The organism is Halobellus sp. Atlit-38R (assembly GCF_003665925.1).
GTDB lineage: Archaea > Halobacteriota > Halobacteria > Halobacteriales > Haloferacaceae > Haloquadratum > Haloquadratum inordinatus.
In genome coordinates, this window is sequence record NZ_QXIJ01000001.1 from 283,214 (window position 1) to 306,487 (window position 23,274).

Annotated in this window: 30 protein-coding genes and 1 tRNA gene; 17 read left to right on the top strand and 14 right to left on the bottom strand. The window is 66.5% G+C overall.

The window, feature by feature from the left end:
• The first annotated feature begins 57 nt into the window (after nt 1–57).
• Nucleotides 58–1,284, top strand: a complete 1,227-nt coding sequence (locus D3D02_RS01450) for a molybdopterin molybdotransferase MoeA (protein WP_121568216.1) — start codon at nt 58–60, stop codon at nt 1,282–1,284.
• On the top strand, nt 1,284–2,015 hold the full coding sequence (locus tag D3D02_RS01455; protein WP_121568217.1) for an NTP transferase domain-containing protein: 732 nt from the start codon (nt 1,284–1,286) through the stop codon (nt 2,013–2,015). Before D3D02_RS01450 ends, D3D02_RS01455 begins: the two co-directional genes overlap by 1 nt.
• Nucleotides 2,016–2,034: 19 nt before the next feature.
• On the opposite strand, the gene D3D02_RS01460 is transcribed toward D3D02_RS01455, so the two are convergent.
• The 3 genes from D3D02_RS01460 to trpB form a co-directional block, all read right to left on the bottom strand.
• Nucleotides 2,035–2,193, bottom strand: coding sequence for an AbrB/MazE/SpoVT family DNA-binding domain-containing protein (locus D3D02_RS01460; RefSeq protein ID WP_121568218.1), 159 nt, complete (start codon nt 2,191–2,193; stop codon nt 2,035–2,037).
• A gap of 138 nt (nt 2,194–2,331) precedes the next feature.
• Nucleotides 2,332–2,619: a hypothetical protein gene (locus D3D02_RS01465; protein WP_121568219.1), complete on the bottom strand. Its 288-nt coding sequence runs from the start codon at nt 2,617–2,619 to the stop codon at nt 2,332–2,334.
• 113 nt (nt 2,620–2,732) lie between these two features.
• Nucleotides 2,733–3,884 carry a tryptophan synthase subunit beta gene (trpB, locus tag D3D02_RS01470; protein ID WP_121568220.1) on the bottom strand — a complete coding sequence of 384 codons (1,152 nt, stop codon included), beginning with the start codon at nt 3,882–3,884 and terminating at the stop codon, nt 2,733–2,735.
• Nucleotides 3,885–4,029: 145 nt separating this feature from the next.
• Between trpB and D3D02_RS01475 the strand changes: the two genes are divergently transcribed.
• Both D3D02_RS01475 and D3D02_RS01480 read left to right on the top strand, forming a co-directional pair.
• Nucleotides 4,030–4,212 (top strand): hypothetical protein, encoded by a 183-nt coding sequence (locus tag D3D02_RS01475; protein WP_121568221.1) that lies wholly within the window; start codon nt 4,030–4,032, stop codon nt 4,210–4,212.
• A 91-nt stretch (nt 4,213–4,303) separates the two neighbouring features.
• Entirely contained in the window at nt 4,304–5,440 is a 1,137-nt protein-coding gene (locus tag D3D02_RS01480) for a cobalamin-independent methionine synthase II family protein (protein ID WP_121568222.1), read from the top strand.
• Nucleotides 5,441–5,537: 97 nt separating this feature from the next.
• Here D3D02_RS01480 and D3D02_RS01485 read toward each other — a convergent pair whose 3' ends face one another.
• Complete coding sequence (locus D3D02_RS01485; RefSeq protein ID WP_121568223.1) at nt 5,538–6,479, bottom strand: calcium/sodium antiporter; 942 nt, start codon at nt 6,477–6,479, stop codon at nt 5,538–5,540.
• A 148-nt stretch (nt 6,480–6,627) separates the two neighbouring features.
• Here D3D02_RS01485 and D3D02_RS01490 point away from each other — a divergent pair, with 148 nt between their 5' ends.
• Nucleotides 6,628–6,834 carry a hypothetical protein gene (locus tag D3D02_RS01490; protein ID WP_121568224.1) on the top strand — a complete coding sequence of 69 codons (207 nt, stop codon included), beginning with the start codon at nt 6,628–6,630 and terminating at the stop codon, nt 6,832–6,834.
• Between the two features lie 73 nt (nt 6,835–6,907).
• On the opposite strand, the gene D3D02_RS01495 is transcribed toward D3D02_RS01490, so the two are convergent.
• The 4 genes from D3D02_RS01495 to D3D02_RS01510 form a co-directional block, all read right to left on the bottom strand.
• A complete protein-coding gene (locus tag D3D02_RS01495; protein WP_121568225.1) occupies nt 6,908–7,231 on the bottom strand; it encodes a HalOD1 output domain-containing protein in 324 nt (107 codons plus the stop codon).
• A gap of 168 nt (nt 7,232–7,399) precedes the next feature.
• The gene (locus D3D02_RS01500; protein WP_121568226.1) at nt 7,400–7,888 is read right to left on the bottom strand and encodes a hypothetical protein; all 489 of its coding nucleotides are present in this window, start codon (nt 7,886–7,888) and stop codon (nt 7,400–7,402) included.
• Between the two features lie 98 nt (nt 7,889–7,986).
• Complete coding sequence (locus D3D02_RS01505) at nt 7,987–9,036, bottom strand: hypothetical protein (protein ID WP_121568227.1); 1,050 nt, start codon at nt 9,034–9,036, stop codon at nt 7,987–7,989.
• Nucleotides 9,037–9,163: 127 nt separating this feature from the next.
• Nucleotides 9,164–9,235 (bottom strand) — tRNA-Ala (locus D3D02_RS01510).
• Between the two features lie 238 nt (nt 9,236–9,473).
• Here D3D02_RS01510 and D3D02_RS01515 point away from each other — a divergent pair.
• From D3D02_RS01515 to D3D02_RS01530, 4 genes are read left to right on the top strand one after another with little or no spacing between them, the layout of a single operon-like run.
• Entirely contained in the window at nt 9,474–9,941 is a 468-nt protein-coding gene (locus D3D02_RS01515) for a 30S ribosomal protein S15 (protein WP_121568228.1), read from the top strand.
• A gap of 18 nt (nt 9,942–9,959) precedes the next feature.
• Nucleotides 9,960–11,186 carry a hypothetical protein gene (locus D3D02_RS01520; RefSeq protein WP_121568229.1) on the top strand — a complete coding sequence of 409 codons (1,227 nt, stop codon included), beginning with the start codon at nt 9,960–9,962 and terminating at the stop codon, nt 11,184–11,186.
• A gap of 37 nt (nt 11,187–11,223) precedes the next feature.
• Nucleotides 11,224–11,493: a KEOPS complex subunit Pcc1 gene (locus D3D02_RS01525; protein ID WP_121568230.1), complete on the top strand. Its 270-nt coding sequence runs from the start codon at nt 11,224–11,226 to the stop codon at nt 11,491–11,493.
• Nucleotides 11,486–12,127, top strand: a complete 642-nt coding sequence (locus D3D02_RS01530) for a 30S ribosomal protein S3ae (RefSeq protein ID WP_121568231.1) — start codon at nt 11,486–11,488, stop codon at nt 12,125–12,127. The genes D3D02_RS01525 and D3D02_RS01530 overlap by 8 nt, the downstream gene beginning before the upstream one ends.
• An 89-nt stretch (nt 12,128–12,216) precedes the next feature.
• Here the strand turns inward: D3D02_RS01530 and D3D02_RS01535 are convergent, their stop codons facing one another.
• Nucleotides 12,217–12,660 carry a plastocyanin/azurin family copper-binding protein gene (locus D3D02_RS01535; RefSeq protein ID WP_121568232.1) on the bottom strand — a complete coding sequence of 148 codons (444 nt, stop codon included), beginning with the start codon at nt 12,658–12,660 and terminating at the stop codon, nt 12,217–12,219.
• A gap of 142 nt (nt 12,661–12,802) precedes the next feature.
• Here D3D02_RS01535 and D3D02_RS01540 point away from each other — a divergent pair, with 142 nt between their 5' ends.
• Nucleotides 12,803–13,504, top strand: coding sequence for a protein sorting system archaetidylserine synthase (locus D3D02_RS01540; RefSeq protein WP_121568233.1), 702 nt, complete (start codon nt 12,803–12,805; stop codon nt 13,502–13,504).
• A 34-nt stretch (nt 13,505–13,538) separates the two neighbouring features.
• On the opposite strand, the gene D3D02_RS01545 is transcribed toward D3D02_RS01540, so the two are convergent.
• On the bottom strand, nt 13,539–13,814 hold the full coding sequence (locus D3D02_RS01545) for a hypothetical protein (RefSeq protein WP_121568234.1): 276 nt from the start codon (nt 13,812–13,814) through the stop codon (nt 13,539–13,541).
• Nucleotides 13,815–13,969: 155 nt separating this feature from the next.
• Between D3D02_RS01545 and D3D02_RS01550 the strand changes: the two genes are divergently transcribed.
• The 7 genes from D3D02_RS01550 (at nt 13,970) to dph5 (ending at nt 20,065) form a co-directional block, all read left to right on the top strand.
• Nucleotides 13,970–14,284, top strand: a complete 315-nt coding sequence (locus D3D02_RS01550; protein WP_121568235.1) for a PadR family transcriptional regulator — start codon at nt 13,970–13,972, stop codon at nt 14,282–14,284.
• Nucleotides 14,285–14,317: 33 nt separating this feature from the next.
• Nucleotides 14,318–15,853 (top strand): ATPase domain-containing protein, encoded by a 1,536-nt coding sequence (locus D3D02_RS01555; RefSeq protein ID WP_121568236.1) that lies wholly within the window; start codon nt 14,318–14,320, stop codon nt 15,851–15,853.
• A 207-nt stretch (nt 15,854–16,060) separates the two neighbouring features.
• A complete protein-coding gene (locus D3D02_RS01560) occupies nt 16,061–17,137 on the top strand; it encodes a phytoene/squalene synthase family protein (RefSeq protein ID WP_121568237.1) in 1,077 nt (358 codons plus the stop codon).
• Nucleotides 17,138–17,299: 162 nt separating this feature from the next.
• Entirely contained in the window at nt 17,300–18,160 is an 861-nt protein-coding gene (locus tag D3D02_RS01565) for a heme-copper oxidase subunit III (RefSeq protein ID WP_121568238.1), read from the top strand.
• A gap of 403 nt (nt 18,161–18,563) precedes the next feature.
• Entirely contained in the window at nt 18,564–18,767 is a 204-nt protein-coding gene (locus D3D02_RS01570; protein ID WP_121568239.1) for a hypothetical protein, read from the top strand.
• A 63-nt stretch (nt 18,768–18,830) separates the two neighbouring features.
• Nucleotides 18,831–19,046 (top strand): hypothetical protein, encoded by a 216-nt coding sequence (locus D3D02_RS01575; RefSeq protein WP_121568240.1) that lies wholly within the window; start codon nt 18,831–18,833, stop codon nt 19,044–19,046.
• A gap of 239 nt (nt 19,047–19,285) precedes the next feature.
• On the top strand, nt 19,286–20,065 hold the full coding sequence (gene dph5 / locus D3D02_RS01580) for a diphthine synthase (RefSeq protein ID WP_121568241.1): 780 nt from the start codon (nt 19,286–19,288) through the stop codon (nt 20,063–20,065).
• A gap of 31 nt (nt 20,066–20,096) precedes the next feature.
• On the opposite strand, the gene artA is transcribed toward dph5, so the two are convergent.
• The 4 genes from artA to D3D02_RS01600 all read right to left on the bottom strand — a co-directional run bounded on the left by artA (nt 20,097) and on the right by D3D02_RS01600 (nt 23,247).
• Nucleotides 20,097–21,020, bottom strand: a complete 924-nt coding sequence (artA, locus tag D3D02_RS01585; protein ID WP_121568242.1) for an archaeosortase A — start codon at nt 21,018–21,020, stop codon at nt 20,097–20,099.
• A gap of 74 nt (nt 21,021–21,094) precedes the next feature.
• The gene (locus D3D02_RS01590) at nt 21,095–21,862 is read right to left on the bottom strand and encodes a VOC family protein (protein WP_121568243.1); all 768 of its coding nucleotides are present in this window, start codon (nt 21,860–21,862) and stop codon (nt 21,095–21,097) included.
• 89 nt (nt 21,863–21,951) lie between these two features.
• Nucleotides 21,952–22,410 (bottom strand): TIGR04206 family protein, encoded by a 459-nt coding sequence (locus D3D02_RS01595; protein WP_121568244.1) that lies wholly within the window; start codon nt 22,408–22,410, stop codon nt 21,952–21,954.
• Nucleotides 22,411–22,458: 48 nt separating this feature from the next.
• On the bottom strand, nt 22,459–23,247 hold the full coding sequence (locus D3D02_RS01600) for a hypothetical protein (protein ID WP_121568245.1): 789 nt from the start codon (nt 23,245–23,247) through the stop codon (nt 22,459–22,461).
• Nucleotides 23,248–23,274: the final 27 nt, after the last annotated feature.

A 23,274-nucleotide genomic window follows, 5' to 3' on the forward strand; every position in this document is an offset into this window, starting at 1 on the left:
TGTTTGTGTTAATTCGACGGGCAGCCGAGTACGGAAGCAACTCCCGGGCCGACGCCTATGAGGAGCCGATCCGAGCACGACCACGACGATATGATCGGGTGGGACGAGGGGGCCGAGCGGGTCCGGGCGCTTCGGGACGCCTGGCTCGGTGCCGCCGGAGTCGAAACCGTCTCGATCGACCGGATCGGCGGCCGGACGCTCGCCGAACCGCTCGACGCACCGGTCGACGTACCCGCACAGAGCCACGCGACGATGGACGGCTTCGCATTCGACGCGACCGACGAGTATCCGCTCGACGTCGTCGACGCCGACGTGTTTCCGGAGGACGAGCCGCCGACCTTAGAGGCCGGGCAGGCCGTCCGGATCGCGACCGGCGCACCGCTCCCGCCCGCGGCGAACGCGGTGCTCAAGCGCGAGGAAGCGACGGTCGAAGACGGTCGGCTGACCGGAACCGACCTCGAACCGGGGACGTACGTCTACCAGCGCGGCAGCAACGTCGCCGAGGGCGAGCGTCTCTTCGAGGCCGGCGAGCGGCTCGGCCCGAAGGACGCGCTGCTCTTCGGCGACCTGGGCGTCGAAACCGTCGCGGTCCGCGAACCGCTCTCTGTCGGCCTCCTCGCGACGGGCACGGAGATCCACGAGGGCAAGCATCGCGACCTCGACTCGCCGATGCTCGCCGGCCTCGTGCGCTCGTGGGGCCACGACGCGACCTACGAGGGCAGCGTGCCGGACGACTACGACCGCGTCGAAGCCGAGGTCGGGGCGCTCGCGCGCGACCACGACGTCGTCGTGACGACCGGCGGGACCAGTGTCGGCGACAAAGACTACGTGATCCGGGCGCTCGACGCCCTCGGCGACGTGCTGTTCCACCGGGTTCGCCTCCGCCCCGGGAAGCCCATCGCCGTCGCCGAGTTGCCCGACCACGACGCGGTCGCGTTCGCAATCCCCGGCAAGCCCGTCGGCGCCCACGCGGTGACGACGCTGGTCGCCCGGCCGTTTTTCACCGGGGAGACGTCGCTCCCGGCGGTCGCTGCGCGGATGGCCCGCGACGTCGACATCGCCACGCCCGGGTTCGCGTACGCGATTCCGGTCACGCTCGATGACGGCGTCGCGATGCCGCTCGGCCACGCGGACTCGCCGCTCGCCGTCTACGAGGACGCCTTCGACCCGAGCGTGCTCTCGTCGAGCACCCGGGCGACCCGCGCGGACGGCTTCGTTCTCACGGAGTCCGCCGTCGCCCGCGACGACCGCGTCGACGTCGTCCCCTACTCGGTCGTCGAGTGATGCCGTCGAGAGAGCCGCCGCTCGTCGAACCGCCGTTCGAGACGGGCGACGACACCGTGTCCGGCCGGTCTGACCAGACCGACCAGTCTTCTGGACAGACCCTCCAGTCCACTGGCGGACCCGACCAGCCCGAACGGCCCGCCCGCGGCAGCGCGCGGATCGCCGGCGTCCTCCTCGCAGCGGGGACGAGCGACCGCTTCGGCGAGCGAAACAAACTGCTGGCGTCACACGACGGCGCCCCGCTCGTCAGACACGCGGCGGCGACGCTTGTGGCTTCTACCGTCGATCCGGTCGTGGTTGTCGTCGGCTACGAATCCGAGCGCGTGGTCGACGCGCTCGACGGCCTCGACGTGGAGATCGTCCACAATCCGAGGTATGCGAACGGCCAGGCCTCGTCGGTGCGGGCCGGCATCCGAGCACTCCGCGACCGGCCGGAGCAGGTCGATGCGGCCGTCGTCGCGCTGGGAGATATGCCCTTCGTCGACGTCGCGACGATCGAGACGCTCTGTGACGCCTACGAGGCGGGTGTCGGCGACGCGCTCGCGGCAGCCTACGAGGGCGCCCGGGGGAACCCGGTGCTTTTCGACCGGCGGTTCTTCGACGACTTGGTCGACGTCGCGGGCGACGTCGGCGGGCGCGAGATCCTCCTCGACAGCGACGACAGCGCGCGGGTGGCCGTTCCGGACAGCGGGGTCCGGCGTGACGTGGACGAACCGTCGGACCTCTCCTGAGTTTCGACGTCGACGGCGGTTACTCGCCGTCGGGGTCGTGCTTTTCGACGATGATCCGTCCGTCTTCGACGTGCCACTCGACGCGGTCGCCCGCGCCGACGTCGAGGAAGTTTCGGACCGGCTTGGGGACTGTAGTCAGGTTCTTCTGCGACACCTTCGTGTTCGATAGCGCGCCCATAGGCTACGTTCTCTCGTGGTATTTACATAGGTTACGCTAGGCGGCGTTCGAACCGACTCGTAGGGGTTCTCGTACGTCACCATAGATGTCTCGCCGGACGGTACGGCGAGACTCTCCGCACAGTGACGATACTCCCTATCAGACCGAGGACTTCCAGCGGTGGGCGCCGCCGTCGGAGGCCCTGTCGAAATCGAGATCGTACCGATCGGAGTTCAGGAGGACCTCACCGGGGAGATAGAGATCGTCGTCGACCTTGTTCAGGACGCCGCGTTCGTCCATCGTCGAGAGGACGTCGCCGACGGTCCGTTCCCGACCGGCGACGAGGTTCGCCTCCTCGATGACGGACTCCGTGTCGACCTGCCCTTCGAGTATCGCGAGACGGATCGCCGCCACCCAGGTCGGTTCCCGTTTCAACTCTCGACACATTCCGATAGCCGGTACCGCTCCAACCGAATTAGAGTTTGCGGAGGTGACATCACGTGCGCTGTCCCCCCCACCGACGCCGACACTACTGGTGATCGGTCGTCTCCGCTCGACACTCAGGCCAGATCGAACAACGCTGCGGCCTGTTCCATATCCTTGTCCCCGCGCCCGCTCAGATTGACCAGGATCGTGTCGTGGTCGTCTGCGATCTCCTTTGCGAGCGCGACGGCGTGGCTCGATTCCAGCGCCGGGATGATGCCCTCCTCCTCGGAGAGTTCTCTGAATGCCGCCTTCGCGGCCTCGTCGTCGACCGCGCGGTAGTCACAGCGCCCGACCTCGCGGAACATCGCGTGCTCGGGGCCGACGCCCGGGTAGTCGAGTCCGGCGGACACCGAGTGGACCTCGGTGTCGTCGTGGATAACTCGGGTCTTCATCCCGTGGATGACGTCGTCTTCGCCCTCGGCCAGCGGCGCCGCGTGGCGTTTCGAGCCCGCGCCCTCGCCGCCGCCCTCCGCGCCGTAGAATGCGACCTCGTCGTCGTTGCGGAACGCGTGGAAGAGACCCATCGCGTTGCTGCCGCCGCCGACACAGGCGACCGCCGCGTCCGGAAGCTCGCCCGTGCGCTCTCGGAACTGCTCGCGGGCCTCCTCGCCGATGACGGCCTGGAAGTCCCGGACCATCCGCGGGAAGGGGTCGGGGCCGACGACCGACCCGACGAGGTAGTGCGTGTCGTCGATGTTCTTCGCGAAGTCTTCGAGCGCGGCGTCGACGGCGTCCGAGAGGCCCGCGCCGCCGCGCGTGACTTCGTTGACTTCCGCGCCCATCAGGCGCATCCGGAAGACGTTCATCTGCTGGCGCTCGACGTCTTTCTCGCCCATATAGATCTCCGTGTCGAGGTCGAGCAGCGCGCCGACCATCGCGGTCGCCGTCCCGTGCTGGCCCGCGCCGGTCTCGGCGATGAGCCGCGACTTCCCCGCCTGCTTCGCGAGCAGGGCCTGGCCGAGCGCGTTGTTGATCTTGTGTGCGCCGCCGTGCAGCAGGTCCTCGCGCTTGAAATAGATCTCAGCGCCGTAGCGCTCGCTGAGCCCTTCGGCATGATACAGCGCCGTCGGTCGTCCGGCGTAGTCTCTGAGCAGTTTGTCGAGTTCTGCTTGGAACGCGTCGGTGTCTTTGATATCGTCGTACGCGTTCGCCAACTGTTCGAGCGGTTCCTCCAGCGGCTCGGGGACGTGCCGTCCGCCGTAGCCCTCGAAATCACCTTCTGACATACGGTTTCACCAATTCCTTCCCGGGATATAAACGGTACTCTGGCCGGGGGCGGGCCGCCGGCGGCGCTGGGCGCAGGTGTCGGTCGGGCCAAACCCTTACATCGTCTGCGGAACTCTAGGACTGCGGATACGATCTCGAACGAGTATGAAAAACCGAGCACTCGCCGCGGTCGTCGGCGTCGCCCTCTTTGTGGCGAGCCTCTGGGCGCTCCTCGACCTCGCAAACCTGGTCTCTGTCAGCACCCTGGGGTCACCCGAGGTCCTGCTGATGCTCGTCCCCAGCGGTCTCGCCATCGGGTTCGCCCTGCTGGTGTGGCTGTACTGGTGACGGGTCGCATCGGTCCGTGCGTCCGGAGCGGCCGCGCCCGAATCGCTGCGCCCCCGAATCTCTTTGTGGCTCGCCCGACAGGAAGCGAGCGATGGCAGCGCCCACAATCCGAACGACCCACGTCGGGAGTCTCCCCCGATCCGATCGACTCCGCGCCCTCCTGACTGAGTCCGGGGACCGCGACGAGCAGGCATTCGAGGCGGCCGTCACCGAGTCGATTCGCGCGGTGGTGCGCCGGCAGGCCGAGGTCGGCATCGACGTCGGAAACGACGGCGAACAGAGCCGTATCGCCTACTCGGTGGACGTCACGAACCGACTCTCGGGCTTCGGCGAGGGGACCGTCGAGCGCGCGTGGCCCGCCGACCTCGACGATTTCCCGACGTACGCCGAAGAACTCCTCGGCGACACGGAGAACATCGGCGGGCCGGTCGCCACGGGACCGATCGAGTACGTGGGCGAGGAGGCACTCCAGCAGGATCTCGCGCGGTTCGACGAGGCGGTCGACGCCGAGGGCGTGTCATTCCCCGCGCGGTTCCACACCGCGCCGTCACCCGGTGCAGTCCTCCGATTCACTGAAACCGAGCATCACGACTCTCTCTCGGAGTACATATTCGATCTCGCGGGGGCACTCCAAACCGAGTACGAACTGATCGCCGAGACGGGGGCGATCCTCCAGATCGACGCCCCGGACCTCCTCGCCGGCTTCACGTTGACGTACAAAGACGACTCGGTCGCCGACTTCCGGGACCGGGCGCGAACGCACGTCGAAGCGCTCAACGAGGCCGTCGCCAACGTCCCCGACGAGCAGATCCGACTACACGCCTGCTGGGGGAACTACCCGGGGCCACATCACCACGACGTCGCGCTCGAAGACGTGATCGACGTCTTCTACGAAGCCGACATCGGGGGATTGGTCGTCGAGGGTGCGAACCCACGACACCAACACGAGTACCGAACGTTCGAGGAGCATCCGCTCCCCGACGGCTGGCGGCTGATCCCGGGCGTGATCGACGTGAAGACGAACGTCGTCGAACATCCCGAAGCCGTCGCCGACCGCCTCGAACGATTCGCCGACGCGGTCGGCGATCCCGAGCGGATCGTCGCGGGCGCTGACTGCGGCTTCGAGACGGTCGTCGAGGGCGCGAACGCGGTCCACCCCTCGATCGCCTGGCAGAAACTCGAAGCCCTCGTCGACGGTGCGGAACTGGCGTCCGAGCGGTTGGCCTGACTTCGGCGGCCCGACTGACCAGAAAAAATGACATCTAATGTACTATTCTCCCCATTGCGGTTTCAGTAAATCGGGACGCGAGGCCCCGAACCCCTCGTCACCCCAAGAAGTCGACCACCCAGTTCGCGGCGCTAAGCACGACTAACGCCCCGCCTTCCAGACGCGAGAGGGCCTCGTTCGACCAGAAGAACGCGGTCGCGATGACCGTGAGTCCGAACAGCCACAGCGTCGTGTCGACGGCCGTCCCGACGACCGATAGCGGGCGGACGATCGCTGCCAGACCGAGCACCCCGAGGAGGTTGAAGATGGAACTGCCGACGAGGTTGCCGGCCGAGAGGCCGGCCTGTCCGCGTCGTGCCGCCGCGACCGACGTCGCGAACTCGGGGGCCGACGTGCCGGCGGCGACGATCGTCACGCCGATCACCCACTCGGAGACGCCGGCGAACCGCGCCAGCGCAGCGGCCGAAGAGACGAGAACGTGCGCCGAGACGATGATGCCGGCGAGGCCGGCGACCGCACGGAGGGGATCGAGCCACCAGGACCCACTCGCGTCGCTCGCAGTGCTCTGTTTCAGCTGCTCGCTTCCGGTGCGTACGAGCACTGCGAGGTACCCCCCGAGAAGAACCACGAGAAGCACACCTTCGAGTTGCGAGAGCCGAAGGTCGCTGAGCAACACCAAAGCGAGCCCCGTCGCCCCGATCAACGAGAGGCCGTCCCGACGAACGAGCGCCGTCGAGACCGGCAGGGCGCGGATGAGCGCGACCCCGCCGAGGATGAATCCGAGGTTGAAGATGTTCGATCCGACGACGTTGCCGACAGAGATGTTCGACTTCGACGTGAGCGCCGCGTCGAGCGTGACGGCGAACTCGGGTGCGGAGGTCCCGAATGCGACGACAGTGAGCCCCACCAGCAGGCCCGAGAGACCCAGGCGGCGAGCCACGCCGCCCGCGCCCGCGACGAACTGACCTGCACTGACGGCTAATCCGACGACGGCGACCGCGACGAGGACGGCGTTCGTTGCAGCCGATGCGAGAGCCATCACTGGGAGGTGGTCGGACGGAGGGAAATATCCGTAGGTCTTGCTGCTCGCCGCAACCGTCCCCCGACGACGTGTGATCGTCCATCTCCGCTGTCACAGATGCGCACACAGCAGGACGCTTATTTGACGCAGGAGTGACTATCGGCGTATGTCAGACGAAAAGCGCTGTCCGGACTGTGAGGAACCGCTCACGCAGATGAAACTGCAAGGTTCCAACGCGGTGGGAACGCCGACCATCGTCTCGCAAGAGCCGACAGAGGGGTTCCTCAGCAGCATTCGGTCGGACGAGATCCTCACGCCGGTTCCGTACGTCTGCCCCCAGTGTCGCCGGACGCTGTTCTACGCCGAGGAGTAACCGCCGCAACTCTCAAGCCGAGAGTTCCACACGCCGCGTACTGCACGTCGCGGGCCGAACCGCCACACGCCGCTTACTGCACGTCGGCGTCGTCGAGCGGCCGAACGTCGATCCCGTCGGGGTCCGCACGGACCTGCACCTCGTGGTACTGGAACGACACGTGTGCGCGAGTGTCGTCTCTATCTGCGCTGTCCACGCTCGGGTCGAGAATGCGGTTCAACGCGTCGGGATCGACGACTTCGTGCAGCGGCGGCATCTCGGATATCTCGGAGTCCGTCACCGTGGCGACGGCGTCGACGATCGCCGCACTCGGTCGGCCGTCCTGATCCCACTCGAAGTGGACTGCCTCGTCCTCCGAGATCGACGAGTCGGGTGGCCGTGAATCGTTACTGACCATCAGAAGCACGAGCCCTTGCTACGACACGATCGCGGACAGTCCCAAAACCCGTCGTCTGATCCCCACTGTTGCCCGTCACTACCCGATCAACAACAGTATTGCACATAATTGTTTGTGTATCTCTCAAAGTTTCACAGCGGATTTCGCGTGTGGCGTACCCCGTTTTCGTCAGTTCGACGGCGTGTCGGTGGCCGTCTGTGTCGTCACCTGATCTTTGGCTTGCTGGAACGTCTCTGCCGGCAGCAGGCCGTTCACCATCTCGAACGAGAGCGCGTCGATGAGTGCCGTCGCGGGGCCGGAGACGAGGAGGACGCTGAACTGCTCGATCGAGTCTTCGATCGTCAGTCCCGATTCAGCGGCCTGCTCTTCGAAGGAACTCACCGCCGCCGAGCGGAGTTCGGACTGTGCCGTGCGGAACTGCTCCTGTGCCTCCGTCTGAGAGATGTTGCCCGATTCGAGCTGCGATCGGATCTCGTCTTCCCGCTGCTGCAGTTGTTCTTGGTCCGGCTGGACCGCGACGGTAACCGTCGCACCGTTCGACCCGGTGGTCTCGGTCGTCTCGCCGTCTGTCTGCTGCGCGTTACACCCCGCCAGAGAGAGCGCGGCACCGGTTCCTGCGATTTCGAGGAATCGGCGGCGGCCAGTGTCGAATTCCATTCCCCTAGATGTTTGCGGAGATTCTGATAACCGTGGCGAAGTCCCACCGGCGACGCGGGAGCGTGAACGAATCACACTCTCGGGTCACCTTTCACTCGCTAGTTGGGCGTCGTCACTCCCTCCTCGGGGCCACCGGCAGACAAGTGGTCGAACTCACCCGTCGGAATCGTGCCGTCGGTCCAGGCCAGCCGATCCTCCGTCTCGACGTCGAGTCCGTCGTACGCGCCGAAGCGCTCGGACTCGGCGTCGACGAACGCGGCCAGTTCGCCGCTTTCGGCGGTTGCGGCGTCGACGTAGGTGTTCGCGAACGTCAGGTGGGTCGTCTCTTGGCCGAACCGCCACGCTTTGAGCTGGCCGGTGATGTCGTCCGCTCGGAAGCCCCGCCTCGTCGACCCGTCCGTCGCCTCCGGGAAGCACCACAGCGCGTGGGGGGCGTCGACGGTGCTGAACATCGACGCGACGTACTCGTTGCCGTCGGCGTACTGGCTCGTCTCCGACGTCGTCGCGTCGATGATCGCCTTTGCGTAGTCGATGCCGTCGCCCTCCAGCATTGGCGACACCGACAGAAACGCGTCCGACGAGGCGGCGTAGCCGTAGTCCGTGCCGTAGAGGTCGAATCCCTTGTAGCGCTCCGGCTCCGGCCAGGGCGTCGCTGTCGCCGTCGTCGGTGTGCGCGTCGTCGCTGAAGTCGCCGACGAGTCGTCACTGGTGATCCGCTCGCCGACGGCCTCCGGGTCGAACGATCCGAGGGCCAACTCCATCACGTGGTCGATCTGGACTGTCGCCACGATGTCGGCGGCGTCGACGAACTCGCCGGAGACGGGCTGCAGCATCTGCCCTTCGAGTCGATCGTAGGCGTTTGGGTGGATGGCGTCCCGATACGAACGAATCGCTGCCACGTCGAAGTATCGCACGCCGTACCCATCCGGCAGCGGAGTCGTCGTCGGGTCCGGCAGCCACTGTCTGAACTCCTTCCGAGCCTCACCGGACTGCGTCGCTGCCGGGGTCGACGTCGTGGTCGCGGCCTCGTCAGGACTCGTTTCCGTGGATGTCGGCTGTCCGCCGAGACATCCGGCAGTCGACGCGAGCGTCCCGCTACCGAGTGCGACTCCGAGGGTCTTGAGGAGGGTGCGTCGTGATCGGGGCACACCTGTGCTCGTCGGAGAACCGGAATAAGCTTTGTTCAGTCCGCTCACAGGAACGACGGGGCGCTACGCGGTTGTTAGACGACGGACCAGACGCTCGCGGTCCCTGGTCACGACGGAGGAATACGAATGGACTCGCCGGGATTTGAACCCGGGGCCTCTCCCATGCCAAGGGAGTGATCTACCCCTGATCTACGAGCCCTCGAACGCATCTTTCCGTATTCCGCTTTCGTTCTTAAGGGCTTCGACTTGCGGGGCATCGACGCCGGGTCGCAATCCTTTTGTCGCCGACACGGATGAGTTCAGACGGGAACAGCACGGCCGCAAATCTGACTCGCCGCGCTCGTCGCGGCTTGGGATTGCGGAAGTGCGACGCTGCCGACATCGTCGGCACGTCACATCGCGTATTCTGCGGTCTGTGCCGTTCCAACCAGATAACAATGGCACGAATGCACACCCGCCGCCGTGGCTCGTCCGGTTCGGACAAGCCGGTGGCAGACGAACCCCCGGAGTGGAGTGACGTCGACGCCGAAGACGTCGAAGCGCGCGTCGTCGAACTTGCAGAGCAGGGTCACGAACCCAGCCAGATCGGTCTCAAACTCCGCGACGAAGGCGTCAAGGGCGTTCCGATCCCCGACGTCAAGCTCGCGACCGGCAAGAAGGTCACTACGATCCTCGACGAGAACGACGCGGCCCCGGAGCTCCCCGAGGACCTCCGGAACCTGATGGAGCGCGCCGTGCGCCTCCGTCGCCACGTCAACGAGAACCAGCAGGACATGCAGAACAAGCGTGCCCTGCAGAACACCGAGTCCAAGATCCGTCGGCTCGTCGACTACTACCGTGGCGACGCGCTCGACGAGGACTTCACGTACACCTTCGACGTCGCCGTCGAACTCCTCGAAGAGTAACCCACACACACCGCACCGATGGCCTCCCGATCCGACGCCGGCACGTCCGCGGACGCCCCCACCGAGAGCGTGGCGTCTGCGCTGTCGGCGGCGGCGTTCGTCCGCGTCGTCTGTCACGCCGACGGCGACGCGCTCGCGGCCGCTGGCCTCCTCGCTCGCGGCCTCCGAAGCGCCGACGTACCGTTCCAGGTGCGCGTGGCGTCGCTCGACGCCGCCGCGCCGACAGCAGACGACGGCGTCTTCGTCGCTGTCGGGACGGAACACCCCGACGCGGACGTGACGATTATGCCGGCCGATGGTCCCGTCAGTCGCCGCGCGTACGACGTCGCACTCGCGCTCGGTCGTGACGACGGCGCCCGCGACGACGCGGTCGCGTCCGACGTGACGCTGGCGCTTGCCGGCGTCGCTGCCGCCGGGGCGCATCCCGGCTCGGTCGCCGGATCGCTCGTCGAGGCCGCCGACGGAATGGGCGCGATCGAGCGACGCCCCGGCGTGGCGATCCCCGTCGACGACGTCGTCGACGGCCTGACCCACTCGGCGCTGCTCCGCGCGCCGTTCTCCGGCGACGCGGACGCCGTCGAATCGGCGCTCGCCTCGCTGGCGGATCCGGCAGCGCCCGACGCAGAGACGCGGCGGTCGATCGCCTCGCTCGTCGCATTTGCGGTCGCGGGCGACGACGCCGCGACGCCGCGAGCCGCGACAGCAGTCGAACGGCCGCTTCGCCCGTACGCGACGCCCGACGGCCCGATGGCGACGCTCGGCGGCTTCGCCGACGTGTTGCACGCCGTCGCCGTCGAGCGCCCCGGGACCGGCGTCGCGCTCGCCCTCGGACACGGCGGCCGCGAGGCCGCGCTCGACGCGTGGCGCACGCACGGCACAGCCGTTCACCGAGCGATCGACGACGGCCACACCGGCCGCTACGACGGCGTGTTCGTCGTCCGCGGCGACGTCGGCAGCGATCCCGACGCCCGCGACGACAGCACGACGCCGGGCCGACTGGCGACGGTCGCGCGACTCGTTCGCGACTTCCGGTCGCCGGAGCCGCTCGTCGTCGCGCTCGACGACGGGGTGGCCGCGCTGTCGGCTCGTGAGACGGGTGCCGCGGACGCTGCTGCGGCGCTCGCGTCGGAGTTCACCTCGGCGGACGCGGCGTGGACCGGCGACGCGACGCGCGCGACCGCTCGTTTCGACGCGGACGCGGCAGACGCAGACGTTATCGCCGCGATCAGGGAGGCAGTGCGATGAGTAGCGACGTGGACCGCTCCACGGGGGAGGCACCGAGATGACGAACGCAAACGATTCGGACGCGGCGCGCGAGTGTGCGTCGCGGACGGCCCGCCTGCGGACGACGCACGCCGACGCCGAGACGGTGGCGGCGGCGATCCGTCCGGACAACACCGACTCGATGGAGGTGGTCGTCGAGGGCGAGACGCTCGTGACGACGATCACCCGCGAGACGACCGGCGGGCTGCAGTCCACGGTGGACGACACCGTGGTCAACCTGACGGTGGCAGACGCCATCGTCGACACGACCCAGACATACTATGAGTGAACGATCAGTTTCGAAGCAGAAGCGCGGAAAGCGATGGTACACCCTCATCGCGCCGGAGCAGTTCGACCGCACCGAACTCGGCTCGACCTTCGCGGACGAGCCCGAGAAGGTCTACGGACGGACCGTCGAGGTGACCCTCGGCGACATCACCGGCGATCAGGGTGAAAACAACACGAAGCTCACCTTCAAGGTGAACGACGTCTCCAGCGACGCGGCCTACACCGAGTTCATCAAGCACGAACTCGCACGCGACTACGTTCGCAGCCTCGTTCGCCGCGGCGCCTCGAAGGTCGACGTCGCGATCACGGTGCTGACGACGGACGACTACCGCGTCCAGCTCCAGCCCGTCGCCTTCACGACGAAGAAGGCCGACCGCAGCCAGGAGAAGGCGATTCGGCGCGTGATGATCGACCTCGTCGAGGAAGCCGCCTCCGAACGGACCTTCGCCGAACTCATCGACAGCGTCATCGAAGGACGGCTGTCCTCTGCGATCTACGGCGACGCGAAGACCATCTACCCGCTCCGCCGGGTCGAGGTCCAGAAGCTCACCCTCGAAGCGCGACCCGAAGAGGTCGCCGCCGAGGAAGAGGCCGCCGTCGACGTCGACGAAGAAGACGTCGCAGTCGACGAGTAACGCGGTTTTCAGGCGACTTTCCGTTTCTTTTTCGCCCGCGAGCCGCCGGCTCGCGCGTCGGTCACGGCCTCGGAAAACCTCCCAGATGCCTACTCTTCGACGGTGATGGTCCCGACCATCCCCGCCTGCTCGTGTGGGATGCAGAAGTACAGGTACTCGCCGGGCACCTCGAACGTGTGGGACCACGCCTCGCCGCTGTCGATGACGCCGCCGAACTCCTCGCGGAACCCTTTCTCGGCCGCCTTCGTCGTCTCGTAGTCTCCGCTGGCGAAGAACTCGGCGTCCTCGGGAATCCGGTCGTCGTAGGCGGTGACCGTGTGCCCGCGCGAACTCGTGTTTTGCCAGACGACGGTGTCGCCGGGCGAGATGGTGAACGTCGGCGGGTCGAACGCGACCGCGGTCATTCCGATGTCGTACTCGCCCGCTGCGCCCGCAGCACATCCCGCGAGGCTCGTCGCCGCTGCCGCGCCGAGTCCGGCGAGCACGCGCCGACGGGAGACGCCCTCGTCCCCCGGCGCTCTCGTTCCTCTCATACTCCGGTTTCAGGGAGCGAGCGCTAAATGTGGCCCGGTCCGGACGGATGTGGCCGCAACCGCGCGGACGTTCCTGTCTCCGAACGGATACGACCGGATCCGGATGTAAAGAGGTAAACCGATCCTCCGAGTCGGCCGAGGTATGAAGCCGCGGTTCGTCGGTCGACTGGGCCTCGCCGACGCGGTGACGGTCTCGAACGCCGCGCTCGGGTTCGTCGCCGCCGTCGCGACGACAGTCGACGTCGAACTCGCGGCCCGGATTCTCTTGCTCGCTGCCATCGCCGACGCACTGGACGGCGTCGTCGCCCGTCGCCGCGGCGGGACGGCAGTCGGCCCGTATCTCGACTCGCTGGCAGACGTCGCGTCCTTCGGCGTCGCGCCCGCGCTCTTGGTCGCGATGACGGTGGCGGGGTCGTGGGGGCTCGGCGAGCCAAGGGGGCTCCTCGCGCTCGTCGGAACGGCGCTCTTCGTCGCGGCCGCGGTGACGCGGCTGGGACTCTACACCGCCTACGACAGCGACGCAGCAGAGACCGAAGGCGTCCAGACGACGCTCGCGGCGACGATTCTCGGAGCGACCGTCCTCGCCGGGTTCACGAGTCCGATCGTGCTCGTGCCGATGGTCTATCTGCTCGCGGCGCTGATGCTCGCGCCGATCACGTATCCCGACCTGCACGCGCAGGATGCGCTCGTGATGGGCGTCGTGCAGGCGGCAGCGATTCTGCTCTGTGGGCCGACGGGGCGGCGATTCGTCGGGTCCCTCGGCGAGGGGTTCGCCTATGGATTACTGTTCCTCTCGCTCGCCTACTTGGTGCTCGGGCCGCGGTTCTACTGGCGGCGTGACTGACCCTGCGACAGTCGGCGACTCGGTTCGAGTCGGTTCACATCCCCATATCGTCGGCGTCGTCGGGGACCGGAAGGTCGTGCGGCGAGACGCCGAGTAGCTCTGCGGCGTGATCGAGCGCCATATCGAACCCGTAGTAGCGTTCGAGTTCGTCGCCGTCCGCGCTGGGACGGACTTTCAGCATCGCGTAGCCCTCGATGTTCTGTGCGATCGCGGCCGTCTTGCCACCGGATTCGAACGTCAGCACTCGCTCGGTCTCGGTCTCGCGGTAGCGCGCGGTGATGCCGTTCGCCGTCGCCTCCGTAGTCGACATACCCGCCCTTGGGAGGCGGGGGAGTCGAACCTACCGGTTCGGGTCCGCCTGTCCGTGGACGGACGGTCCAGACGAGAGGGAAGTGCCTTGGTGGGTGGTGAATCCGGTAGCTTGGAAACGAAAGTGTCGTGTGCGCGCGAACCGATCTGCCGACGATGTCGAGGTGGCTCCAGAGCGGGCGACGACGAGACCTGTGTGCGCTGCTCTACGAAGCGGGGACGCTCCGCGGACAGAAACTGAAGACGACGCTCGAACGACACTACGACGTGCGGCTCGATCCGCAGTCGTTCTACGGGACGCTCGACGCGCTCGTCGATCGAGGGCTCATCGAGCGCGAAACGCAGGGGATTCACGACGTCTATCGTCTCACCGACGCCGGCGTCGAGGGCGTCGAATCGCACTTCGCCTGGCTCTCGGCCCGGGTCGACGGGCATTCGGACACGGCTCGCAACTGTGACTCCGGGGAGTGATTTTATCACAGCCGTCGTCCGAGTAGCTATCAGATGTCCGGCGATAGTTCAGTCTCCAGCGGCTCTCAGGTTCTCGACGGAATGCTCGGTGGGGGATACCCGACGAATCGATCGACACTTCTCACTGGTGGTCCCGGAAGCGGCAAATCGACGCTCTCGATGCAGTTTCTCCAGGCTGGCCTCGACGCCGGCGAGGACTGCCTCTTCATCAGTACCGAACAGACCATCGGCGAACTGCGCCAGTCCTTCGCGGACTTCGAGTTCGACCTCCACCACGAGAACCTCTCGATCACGTCGATTCACGCCGGCGCGGGCCGGACGATCGAGGGCGGAGAAGACGATCTGACGCTGCAGACGCTGACCGAAGACGAGGACGGCGAGATCCTCTCACAGGGGTTCAATCCACCGTTCACCGGCGAGTACATCCGGCAGTATCTCGAACGGTTCGCGCCGGTCGACCGCGTCGTCCTCGACAGCGTCTCCGGGCTCTCGGTCATCACCGACAGCCCCCAGCGCTTCCGGCGCTCCGTGCTGGATCTGATCCGCTTTTTCTCCGACGAGTTCCAGGCGACGAGCCTGTTCACCGCCGAGCGCACCGGCGACAACGAGGCGACGAACGCGCTCCGATTCACCACGCACGGCGTCGTCGAACTCACTCAGCGGAACGTCGAGGACGACCCGCATCACTTCCTCCGCATCGCGAAGATGCGCGGTGTCGACTACGACCGCCGGGAGATGGAAGTCGAGTTCGGGTCGGCGGGTCTGCGAATCGCGCCGAAGCGCCGGTCGCAACCGCCCGAGCTGAAAGATCACAGGCACCGCCCGATCGGCATCGGCGGCCTCGACGCACTCGCCGGCGGCGGCCTCGTCCGCGGGACCGGCGTCCTGCTCGAACACGACGGGCGTGCGAACCTGACGGCGCTCTTCAGCGTGCTCCTGAAGCACGGCCTCGAAACCGACGACCGAGTCGTTCTCGTACCGACGATCGAACTCCGGGAGAACCGGACCGCCCAGTTGCTCGACGGGCAGGGCTACGACATCGAGAACGTACTCGAGACGGGACGGCTCGCAGTCGTCGACCTCGTCGGCACGTGGAACGACGACCGGCCGAACGTCTTCACACCCGAGCACGACCACGAGACGGTGATGAACCTCCTCGCCCGACTCTACGACGACGTCGAGGGGACGATCTACTCGCTCGTGAACGCCGACGCGATGGTCCACACTCTCGGCCCGGCGGACGCGCGACGGGTCCGCTACTTCGAGGAGTCCGAACTCCTCGATCCCGACAGTGCGCTGTGTCACGTGCTGAATCCGAACACCGTCGAGGACCGCATCGCCGCCTTCTACCGCGACTCCGCGGAACAGACACTGGATACGTGGGTCGGCGACGCTGGCCTGCAGTACATCGCGCTCCGGAAGTCACCGTGCGGCTTCGTCGGCACCACGTCGCTCGTCGAGTACGTCGAGGAGCCACCGTACGTCCGTGTGCAACACCCGCCGCAGACGCGTGAGAACCCCTACGCCGAGGCGAATCCGTACGCTGCCGGTGACGACCGGATGGAGTAACGGCGGCATACCGTTCGGTAAATCCGAATCTATTCTCACCGCCCACCGAACAGTGGTCAATTCGCTTACAGTAGCTCGTAAGAGGGCCGAACAGCCTGCTCGCGTGCGACTCGTCCACAGAGTCCTCTGTTTCTCTCGTATCGCACAATACTCCGATCGACCCCACGAAGCTTTTTATGCCGCCCTCCGTAGGAGTTGACACTCCGAATGTCTCAGCAGGATGAACGCCCCCGAGTCGACCAAGCCGACCTCCAGTGGTGTCACGAGTCGGTCCAAGGGGTTTCTCGCACCTTCGCGCTCACGGTGGACGTGCTCGATGAACCGATGTCCTCGTACATCTGTCTCGGGTACCTCGTCTGCCGGATCGCAGACACCGTCGAAGACGCCTCGCACATCCCACCGGCCGAACAGGCGACGCTGCTCCGCACGTACGACGCCGTCCTCGACCCCGAGGACGAGACGACGGCGGAGTCGTTCGTCGATTCCGTCGAGCCCCACCTCCCCGAGGAGGACGCGATGACCGACGACTGGGCAGTCGTTCGCGACTCCCCCCGCGTCCTCCGCACGTTCCAGAGCCTCCCCGAAGACGTCCAGCGGGCGATCGTCCCGCCGGCGAGAGAACTCGTCCAGGGGATGGTCGAGTTCGTCGAGCGCTACGAGGACGACGGCGGCCTCCGCATCCAGACTCGCAGCGAACTCGAAGAGTACTGTTACTACGCCGCCGGCACCGTCGGGAACCTCATCACGAACCTCGTGACGCGGCACGACGTCGCCGCCGACCGCCGCCGTCGGCTGTACGACACCGCCGAGGAGTTCGGTCTGCTCCTCCAGCTCGTCAACATCTCGAAAGACGTCTACGACGACTACACGGCCGAGGACAACGTCTACCTCCCGGCGGAGTGGCTCCAGGACGCCGGCGTCCCCCAGGAGGAGGTCTTAGACGACGAGCACGAGGCGAGCGCGGCGTCAGTCGTCCGCCGAACCGCCGAGTTCGCGGGTTCGTTCCTAGACGACGCTCAGACGTACCTCGAAACGGTGCCGCTCCGCGACGGCAACACTCTCGAAGCGTGGGCCATTCCGTTCTTGCTCGCCGTCGGTACCCTCAGAGAACTCCTCGCGCGTCCCGAAGACGCGCTCTCGGCGACCGGCGTGAAGATCTCCAGACAGGAGGTTCTCGCCGTCGTCACCGAGATGAGCAGTGGAGGGGACCGCGAGGCACTCGGCGAACTTCGCGAGGACATCTCGGCGGGTCCGTACCACCGCACGCCGTCGAGCGCCGACTGACGGAGCGACCCCGTCAGATACAGTCGCCTGCTCGCCGCGGTCACGATCACGCGTCGCAACCGGCGAAGACCGCGGGGTTTCGAGCGCGGCCGGCGCCGGCTGAGGCAAATATCGTCGTATGTTTTGGGAGGGTTTTTAGTCGTCGGATCGAAACCCACGCCTATGGGTACCGAAGAAGCACACGACGACCACGGACACCACCTCCCTGCGGTCGAGGACTGGCCCCGTGGGTTTGGTGAAGCGAGCTGGTGGCCGTTCGTCACCGCGGTCGGAGGAGCAGGCGTCTACGTCGCGGCCGCGCTGTACATCCTCGGTCGCGGCGACGGCGCTATCGTCAGCCCGCTCGCCGGCCCGATGGCGCTCGTCGCGACGGTCGGCGTGTTCCTCGTTGGACTGTACGGCTGGGTGTATCACGCGTTCGTGGTGAAGTTCTGGTCACGCGAAGCGAGTTCACAGAGCGCGAACAAACTCCGCTGGGGAATGCTCGCGTTCCTCGGCTCCGAACTGGCGACGTTCGGCGCGCTGTTCGGATACTACTTCTACATCCGCGCCGGCGACTGGGCGTCGATCTTCACGGGCGTCCCGAACCTGACAGGATCGCTCATCCTGATCAACACGACGATCCTGGTCGTCTCGTCGATCACGCTGCACTACGCACACGTCGCGATCCGGAACGGCGACCGGCAGAACTTCCTCATCGGCCTCGCGATGACGCTGCTCTTGGGCGTGATCTTCATCGGCGGCCAGATCTACGAGTACTACGAGTTCATCGTCCACGCGGACTTCACCCTCACGTCCGGGTTCTTCGCGTCGGCGTTCTTCGGCCTCACCGGACTTCACGGACTCCACGTCAGCCTCGGCGCGGTCCTCCTCGGGATCGTCTTCGTCCGCGCGCTGATGGGTCAGTACTCCGCTGAACGCCACGTGTCGGTCAGTACGGCCTCGATGTACTGGCACTTCGTCGACGTCGTCTGGATCTTCCTCGTCGTCGTCCTGTACGTCGGCGCGGAAGTCGGCGTCTGATCGAACGGTCGTCCGGACGCGTCGGACGCTCCGTCTCGGGCCCGGATGGGCCCGACACTTTTTGTGGCGATGCACTGACGTACAGCCGTGACGAACAGTCGCGTCGCCGACACACTGATGCGCTACGCCGCACACGCCGGACCAGCGGGCGCGCTCGTCGCGATTACTGCGATCCTCGCGGCCACGTGGCGGTCCGCGACCTTCTCTTGGGCGGGAAGTGCGCTCTCGGATCTCGGAACCGCGTCCGGGACAGCACTACTGTTCAACGGCGGCCTCATCGCCGGCGGCGCCGTCGGTATCGCGTACGCACTCGCGCTCCGGCGCTCCTCGATCGCGGTCGCGAGTAGCTACGCGCTGTCGATCGTCTCGATGAGTCTCGTTCTTCCTGCTCGCGACGGCGACGGTGTCCGTGGACGGGTGGTTGCGGCGGGCGACCACGGCCGGCCGACTCGGCCTCGCGCTCGCTGTGAGCCACCTGCTCGGCTGGCTCGTCTGGCTTCTCGGCATCCGCCCGGGTCCGGGCCTGGCGCTCCCAGAACTGGGCGGCGTCGTGATGTTCGGCGGCTGGGTCGTCTTTCTCGCCCCGCCCGTCCGAAGCGGAGGCTAACGGAACCTCACTGCCGACCCCGAAACCGGATCAGTTTTCACACCTGTCGATCGAGTGTCGGGTATGACCGAGGAAGAGACGGACGAACCGACGGTCCCGATCGTCTGTGAGGAGTGCGGAACGACGTCGCGGGTGGCGCTCTCGCAACTCCGAACGTCCCTGGAGAAACACAACGAGCACCGGCACGACGGCGAGGAGATCGCGCAGGTAGATCCGGTGATCGCCGACGAACTGGCCAACGCCGTCGCTGACGACCTCGGGTTGCTGGACGAGGAGTAAGCGAGCGTCGGGGCTCGATGGCCGTCGAGCGGCGCGGCTCAGGACGGATGGAACGACGACGTTCCGAGCAGGCCGATGACCAGTCGACCGCCGGATCGTCGTTCGAACAAACCAAGGCGCTGACAGCGCCAGATGGTGATTCAGCAGCATCGATAAAAAGAGTACCGCCGAACCGACCGCATTCCACCGCCTGGACGGACATTCACGCTGTTTATACGCGCCGCCCGCCCAGACGAGGTATGCTCACCTTCATCGGCCTCGGACTGTACGACGAGCGCTCGATCACCGTCGAGGGCCGAGAGGCGCTCGCCGACGCCGACCGGGCGGTCGCCGAGTTCTACACGAGCCACCTCGTGGGGGCGACTGTCGGCGAACTGTCGGCCTACCACGATATCGACATCGACGTCCGGGACCGCGCGGGCGTCGAGCAACATCCCGAAGGCGTTCTCGACGCTGCCGAAGACGAACACGTCGCGTTCCTCACCGCCGGCGACACGATGATCTCGACGACGCACGTCGACCTGCGACTCCGCGCGATCGAGCGCGGTATCGACACCCGCGTGATCCACGGCGTTACCGCACAGACGGCCGCGAGCGGACTCACAGGACTCCAGAACTACCGCTTCGGAAAGGCCGTCACGCTGCCGTTCCCGTACGCGCACGGCGCCGACGGCGTCCCCCAGAGCGTCGTCGACTCGATCGAGGCGAACCGCGAGCGCGGCCTCCACACCGTGGTCTATCTCGACATCAAGGCCGAGCGCGAGGAGTACATGACCGCCGACGTCGCCGCGGAGATGCTCGCTGCGGACTGGCAGGACGTGCTCGGCGTCGTCGTCGCTCGCGCCGGGAGCCCAGAGCCGACGGTCGTCGCCGACCGACTCTCGGAGCTGGCCACGGAGGATTTCGGCGACCCGCTTCACCTGCTCGTGATCCCCGGCGACCTCCACCACGTCGAGTCCGACGCGCTCGCGACGCTCGGCGGGGCGCCGGCCGACGTGCTCGAAGCAAACGAAGTGTAGCGGGCCCGACTCTTCTGAGTTCGCTCGCCGATCAGGCCCCTGACCGCTCCAGTCCGAGTTCGGATTCGAGGTCGTACTCGTCGCCGGTCAGCATAAACAGGACGTCCTCGATGACCGTCAGGAGTTCCGGGAGTTCGCGGACGACCAGATAGGTGATTCCGACGAGGACGACGACCGCGAGGACCTGGCTGATGATCCGATCGGAGATGAAAAACGAGACCATATACGGGTCCGACGAACCGAACAGGAACATAATCTCGTCGACGAACCACTGCATGTACTGCTTGCCGAAGGCGATCGTGATGAACGTCGTCCGCAGGAGGTTCAGCGCGTAGATGATCGGCACGGCGATGGCCATCGCGCGAAGCTTTCGGCGCAACGGGGCCTTCACCGCGGCGATCAGGCCGGCGAAGATGGCGATGCTCCCGAGCCCCGTACACGCGAGGACGACCGCCACAGTCAGCCGATGGGAGCCGTCGAAGAACAGGAACGTGTTCAGATAGCCCTGTTCGCCGACGATCATCTCGGGGTGGTAGCCGAGCGCGTTCACGAGAAAGCCGGTCTGTGCGGCGACGGTCTCCATCAGGACGCCGCGCGGGGCCGGGACCGCGACACCGAGCAGCGAGAACGCGGGGATCGTCTCGAAGGGCAGGTAGATCAGCCCCATCACTGCGACCGCTCGCGAGAGCACGTACAGCGAGTCGCGGCCGTTCCACAGCAGGTAGCCGGCGTACAGCGACGCCGGGACGGCCGCGACCGCGAGCACGCCCTCGACGTAGCTCTTGTGGACGAACGCGAAGTGTGGCACCAACTGGAGCCAGAAGACGGCGAAGCCGACCCACGCGGCGACGGTCGCATAGCGCGCGAGCCGCTGATTTCGGTCTTCCGAGAGCACTCCGACGGCGAACGTCAGGATCACGACCCACGCGAGCGCGTCGGAGAGCAACCCGGGCATATGGGGTTGAACGGATCTGACGAATAAATCCCTTGTCGTTCCGTGTGGCGATTGCGTCCGACCGACGCTTCGGCTTAGGGTTCGAGAATCTCGATCTCGTGGCCGTCCTGATCCGTCGTGAACGCGTAGCGGTCCTCACAGGAGGCGGGGTCGCGGTAGTCCTCGGCCCCGCGCTCCATCAGCGTGTCCCAGTAGCCGTGGAGGTCGTCCGCGCGCACGCAGAGGTGGCCCCAGGCGTCGCCCATCGTGTACGACCGCCCGTCGTAGTTGTACGTGAGTTCGACCGACATCGCGGCGTCGGCGGCGCCCTCGGGCTTCATAAAGTAGTTCGCGAAGGTATCCGACTCCCAGCGACCAGTGTGCTCGTACTCGAATTTCCGCGTCCAGAAGCCGAGCGCCTCGTCGGCGTCCTCGACGCGGATCATCGTGTGGTCGAGACTCCACTTCGCGCCCTGATCGGGATCGCGCTGGACGATTTCGACTTCGTGGCCGTCGGGGTCCTTCACGAACGCGTAGCGGCCACCACAGGACTCGGGGTCGCGGTAGTCCTCGACGCCCTCGTCCATCAGCTGTTCGTAGTGGGCTTCGAGTTCGCCCTCGGGGACGCGAACGGCGATGTGGCCCCAGGCGTCGCCCATCTCGTAGGTCCGGTCGTCGTGGTTGTAGGTGAGTTCGAGCATCGCACCTTCCTCGTGCATCTCCTCGGGGCCGAGGTAGACGTTGGTGAAGGTGTCGGCCTCCCAGCGACCCTTCTCCTCGTAGTTCAGGTGCGTCGTGTACCAATCGAGAGACTCCTCGAGGTCTTCGACGCGCATCATCACGTGGTCGAGTACTCCGGACATACGCGAACGAACGGACGCCGCGGGCAAAAAGGGTGCTGAAGCGGCCCCCAGCGGGCTCGGGGACGTCGATTCGACAGAGCCCGCCCCGTTCACGAGGCGTCGAACTGCCGCCGCAGTCGCGCCTGGACCCGCGACCAGTAACACCACCACACGACGACGAGGAGCGCCGCCGTGCCGGTCGGCCACGCGGTCCGCGTCGGCTGGACGGAGAACCCCCACGCGAGTCGGAGTTGCGCGATCGCGGCCACGACGAGGAGGCCCGCAGTGACCCGCGGGTCCTCGTGACCGGTCCGCCAGCCGATCACGGCGCTCACGAGCGCGAGCGCGTACAACACGACCGACAGCGGCCACGCGAGGATGTACTCCGGCAGGCCTTGCGTGTACACGAACAGGAAGTCGGGCAGCGTCGTCACCGAGAGGGGGTTCGTGTTGAACAGCCCCCACGCGAAGAGGAACGTGGCGTCGCGGCCGCTGAAGACCTGCACCGACCACGGGACGAAGAGGAGCGCGAGGAGGACGGCGACGGTTCGTGCGGTGGTGCGAGACACGGCTCTACTCCGTACCGTATCCGCAAGAAGGACACGGTCAGCGTCCGCCTACGGGGTTGGACAGGCACTCTCGTTGTCGACTGTTCGGGGCGGACGCTCGACGGAGTTCGAACCGTACGTGAAGTCGTAGACGATGCGCTCCTCGATCGATGGCCGCCCGAATCCACTACGATCGCGGTGGACGACGACGCGGCGCGGCAGGTGCGTCTCCGGTGAGAGATACAGCATCGCGCGGAGTTCGTCCGCGTTCCGGTTCAACTGCTCGACGTCCCCCTCGCCGGGGATCGAGAGCGAAACCGAGGCGAGTTTCGACTGGTCGGGCACGACCTCGACGACGCGCACTGCTTCTCCGCCGACGGTGCTCGTACCCCGATCGTACACGCGAGAGAACTCGAACAGTTGCCGCTGACCGCCGAGGATCGTGCGAGTCGTCCACGACTGGTTCTGTGGGAGTTCCGTCGCATAGGAGACGTTCGCGACGTTGACGTACCGCGAGTACGGACACGGCGTGTAGCGCGTCCGTCCCTGCAGAAATCGTGTCTCATGGTCGTCTGCGAGTCCGATCTCGGTCCGATACCTGCGCTCGGAGCGGTTGAATCCGCCGTGGCCCCAGTAGCTCGCTTGCTTCTCTTCGCCGCCGCGTTCGACGGTGACGCTCCCACCGACGGTAAACGAGTAGGCGGGTACCTCCGCCGTCGCGTTCGCCGTCTGATGGGCCAACCGTTCGGCTGTCGGATCGCTGGGTGGTCGAGAGTCGAATATGCCAGCGACGTACGCCCCACCGAGGAGCGCGGTGACGATCCCGAGGATAGCCAGTGACTGCTTCGTGGAGGGCACGCCAGGCAGTCTCCCAGCGGACGAAAA

Coding starts and splice junctions, on each gene's coding strand:
- D3D02_RS01475 (WP_121568221.1), top strand. CDS start 4,030: ATGAAAAACCGAGCACTCGCCGCGGTCGTCGGCGTCGCCCTCTTTGTG.
- D3D02_RS01560 (WP_121568237.1), top strand. CDS start 16,061: ATGTCTCAGCAGGATGAACGCCCCCGAGTCGACCAAGCCGACCTCCAG.
- D3D02_RS01480 (WP_121568222.1), top strand. CDS start 4,304: ATGGCAGCGCCCACAATCCGAACGACCCACGTCGGGAGTCTCCCCCGA.
- trpB (WP_121568220.1), bottom strand. CDS start 3,884: ATGTCAGAAGGTGATTTCGAGGGCTACGGCGGACGGCACGTCCCCGAG.
- D3D02_RS01455 (WP_121568217.1), top strand. CDS start 1,284: ATGCCGTCGAGAGAGCCGCCGCTCGTCGAACCGCCGTTCGAGACGGGC.
- D3D02_RS01490 (WP_121568224.1), top strand. CDS start 6,628: ATGTCAGACGAAAAGCGCTGTCCGGACTGTGAGGAACCGCTCACGCAG.
- D3D02_RS01485 (WP_121568223.1), bottom strand. CDS start 6,479: ATGGCTCTCGCATCGGCTGCAACGAACGCCGTCCTCGTCGCGGTCGCC.
- D3D02_RS01530 (WP_121568231.1), top strand. CDS start 11,486: ATGAGTGAACGATCAGTTTCGAAGCAGAAGCGCGGAAAGCGATGGTAC.
- D3D02_RS01525 (WP_121568230.1), top strand. CDS start 11,224: ATGACGAACGCAAACGATTCGGACGCGGCGCGCGAGTGTGCGTCGCGG.
- dph5 (WP_121568241.1), top strand. CDS start 19,286: ATGCTCACCTTCATCGGCCTCGGACTGTACGACGAGCGCTCGATCACC.
- D3D02_RS01535 (WP_121568232.1), bottom strand. CDS start 12,660: ATGAGAGGAACGAGAGCGCCGGGGGACGAGGGCGTCTCCCGTCGGCGC.
- D3D02_RS01520 (WP_121568229.1), top strand. CDS start 9,960: ATGGCCTCCCGATCCGACGCCGGCACGTCCGCGGACGCCCCCACCGAG.
- D3D02_RS01550 (WP_121568235.1), top strand. CDS start 13,970: ATGTCGAGGTGGCTCCAGAGCGGGCGACGACGAGACCTGTGTGCGCTG.
- D3D02_RS01555 (WP_121568236.1), top strand. CDS start 14,318: ATGTCCGGCGATAGTTCAGTCTCCAGCGGCTCTCAGGTTCTCGACGGA.
- D3D02_RS01565 (WP_121568238.1), top strand. CDS start 17,300: ATGGGTACCGAAGAAGCACACGACGACCACGGACACCACCTCCCTGCG.
- D3D02_RS01590 (WP_121568243.1), bottom strand. CDS start 21,862: ATGTCCGGAGTACTCGACCACGTGATGATGCGCGTCGAAGACCTCGAG.
- D3D02_RS01500 (WP_121568226.1), bottom strand. CDS start 7,888: ATGGAATTCGACACTGGCCGCCGCCGATTCCTCGAAATCGCAGGAACC.
- D3D02_RS01575 (WP_121568240.1), top strand. CDS start 18,831: ATGACCGAGGAAGAGACGGACGAACCGACGGTCCCGATCGTCTGTGAG.
- D3D02_RS01495 (WP_121568225.1), bottom strand. CDS start 7,231: ATGGTCAGTAACGATTCACGGCCACCCGACTCGTCGATCTCGGAGGAC.
- D3D02_RS01545 (WP_121568234.1), bottom strand. CDS start 13,814: ATGTCGACTACGGAGGCGACGGCGAACGGCATCACCGCGCGCTACCGC.
- D3D02_RS01450 (WP_121568216.1), top strand. CDS start 58: ATGAGGAGCCGATCCGAGCACGACCACGACGATATGATCGGGTGGGAC.
- artA (WP_121568242.1), bottom strand. CDS start 21,020: ATGCCCGGGTTGCTCTCCGACGCGCTCGCGTGGGTCGTGATCCTGACG.
- D3D02_RS01515 (WP_121568228.1), top strand. CDS start 9,474: ATGGCACGAATGCACACCCGCCGCCGTGGCTCGTCCGGTTCGGACAAG.
- D3D02_RS01460 (WP_121568218.1), bottom strand. CDS start 2,193: ATGGGCGCGCTATCGAACACGAAGGTGTCGCAGAAGAACCTGACTACA.
- D3D02_RS01540 (WP_121568233.1), top strand. CDS start 12,803: ATGAAGCCGCGGTTCGTCGGTCGACTGGGCCTCGCCGACGCGGTGACG.
- D3D02_RS01465 (WP_121568219.1), bottom strand. CDS start 2,619: ATGTGTCGAGAGTTGAAACGGGAACCGACCTGGGTGGCGGCGATCCGT.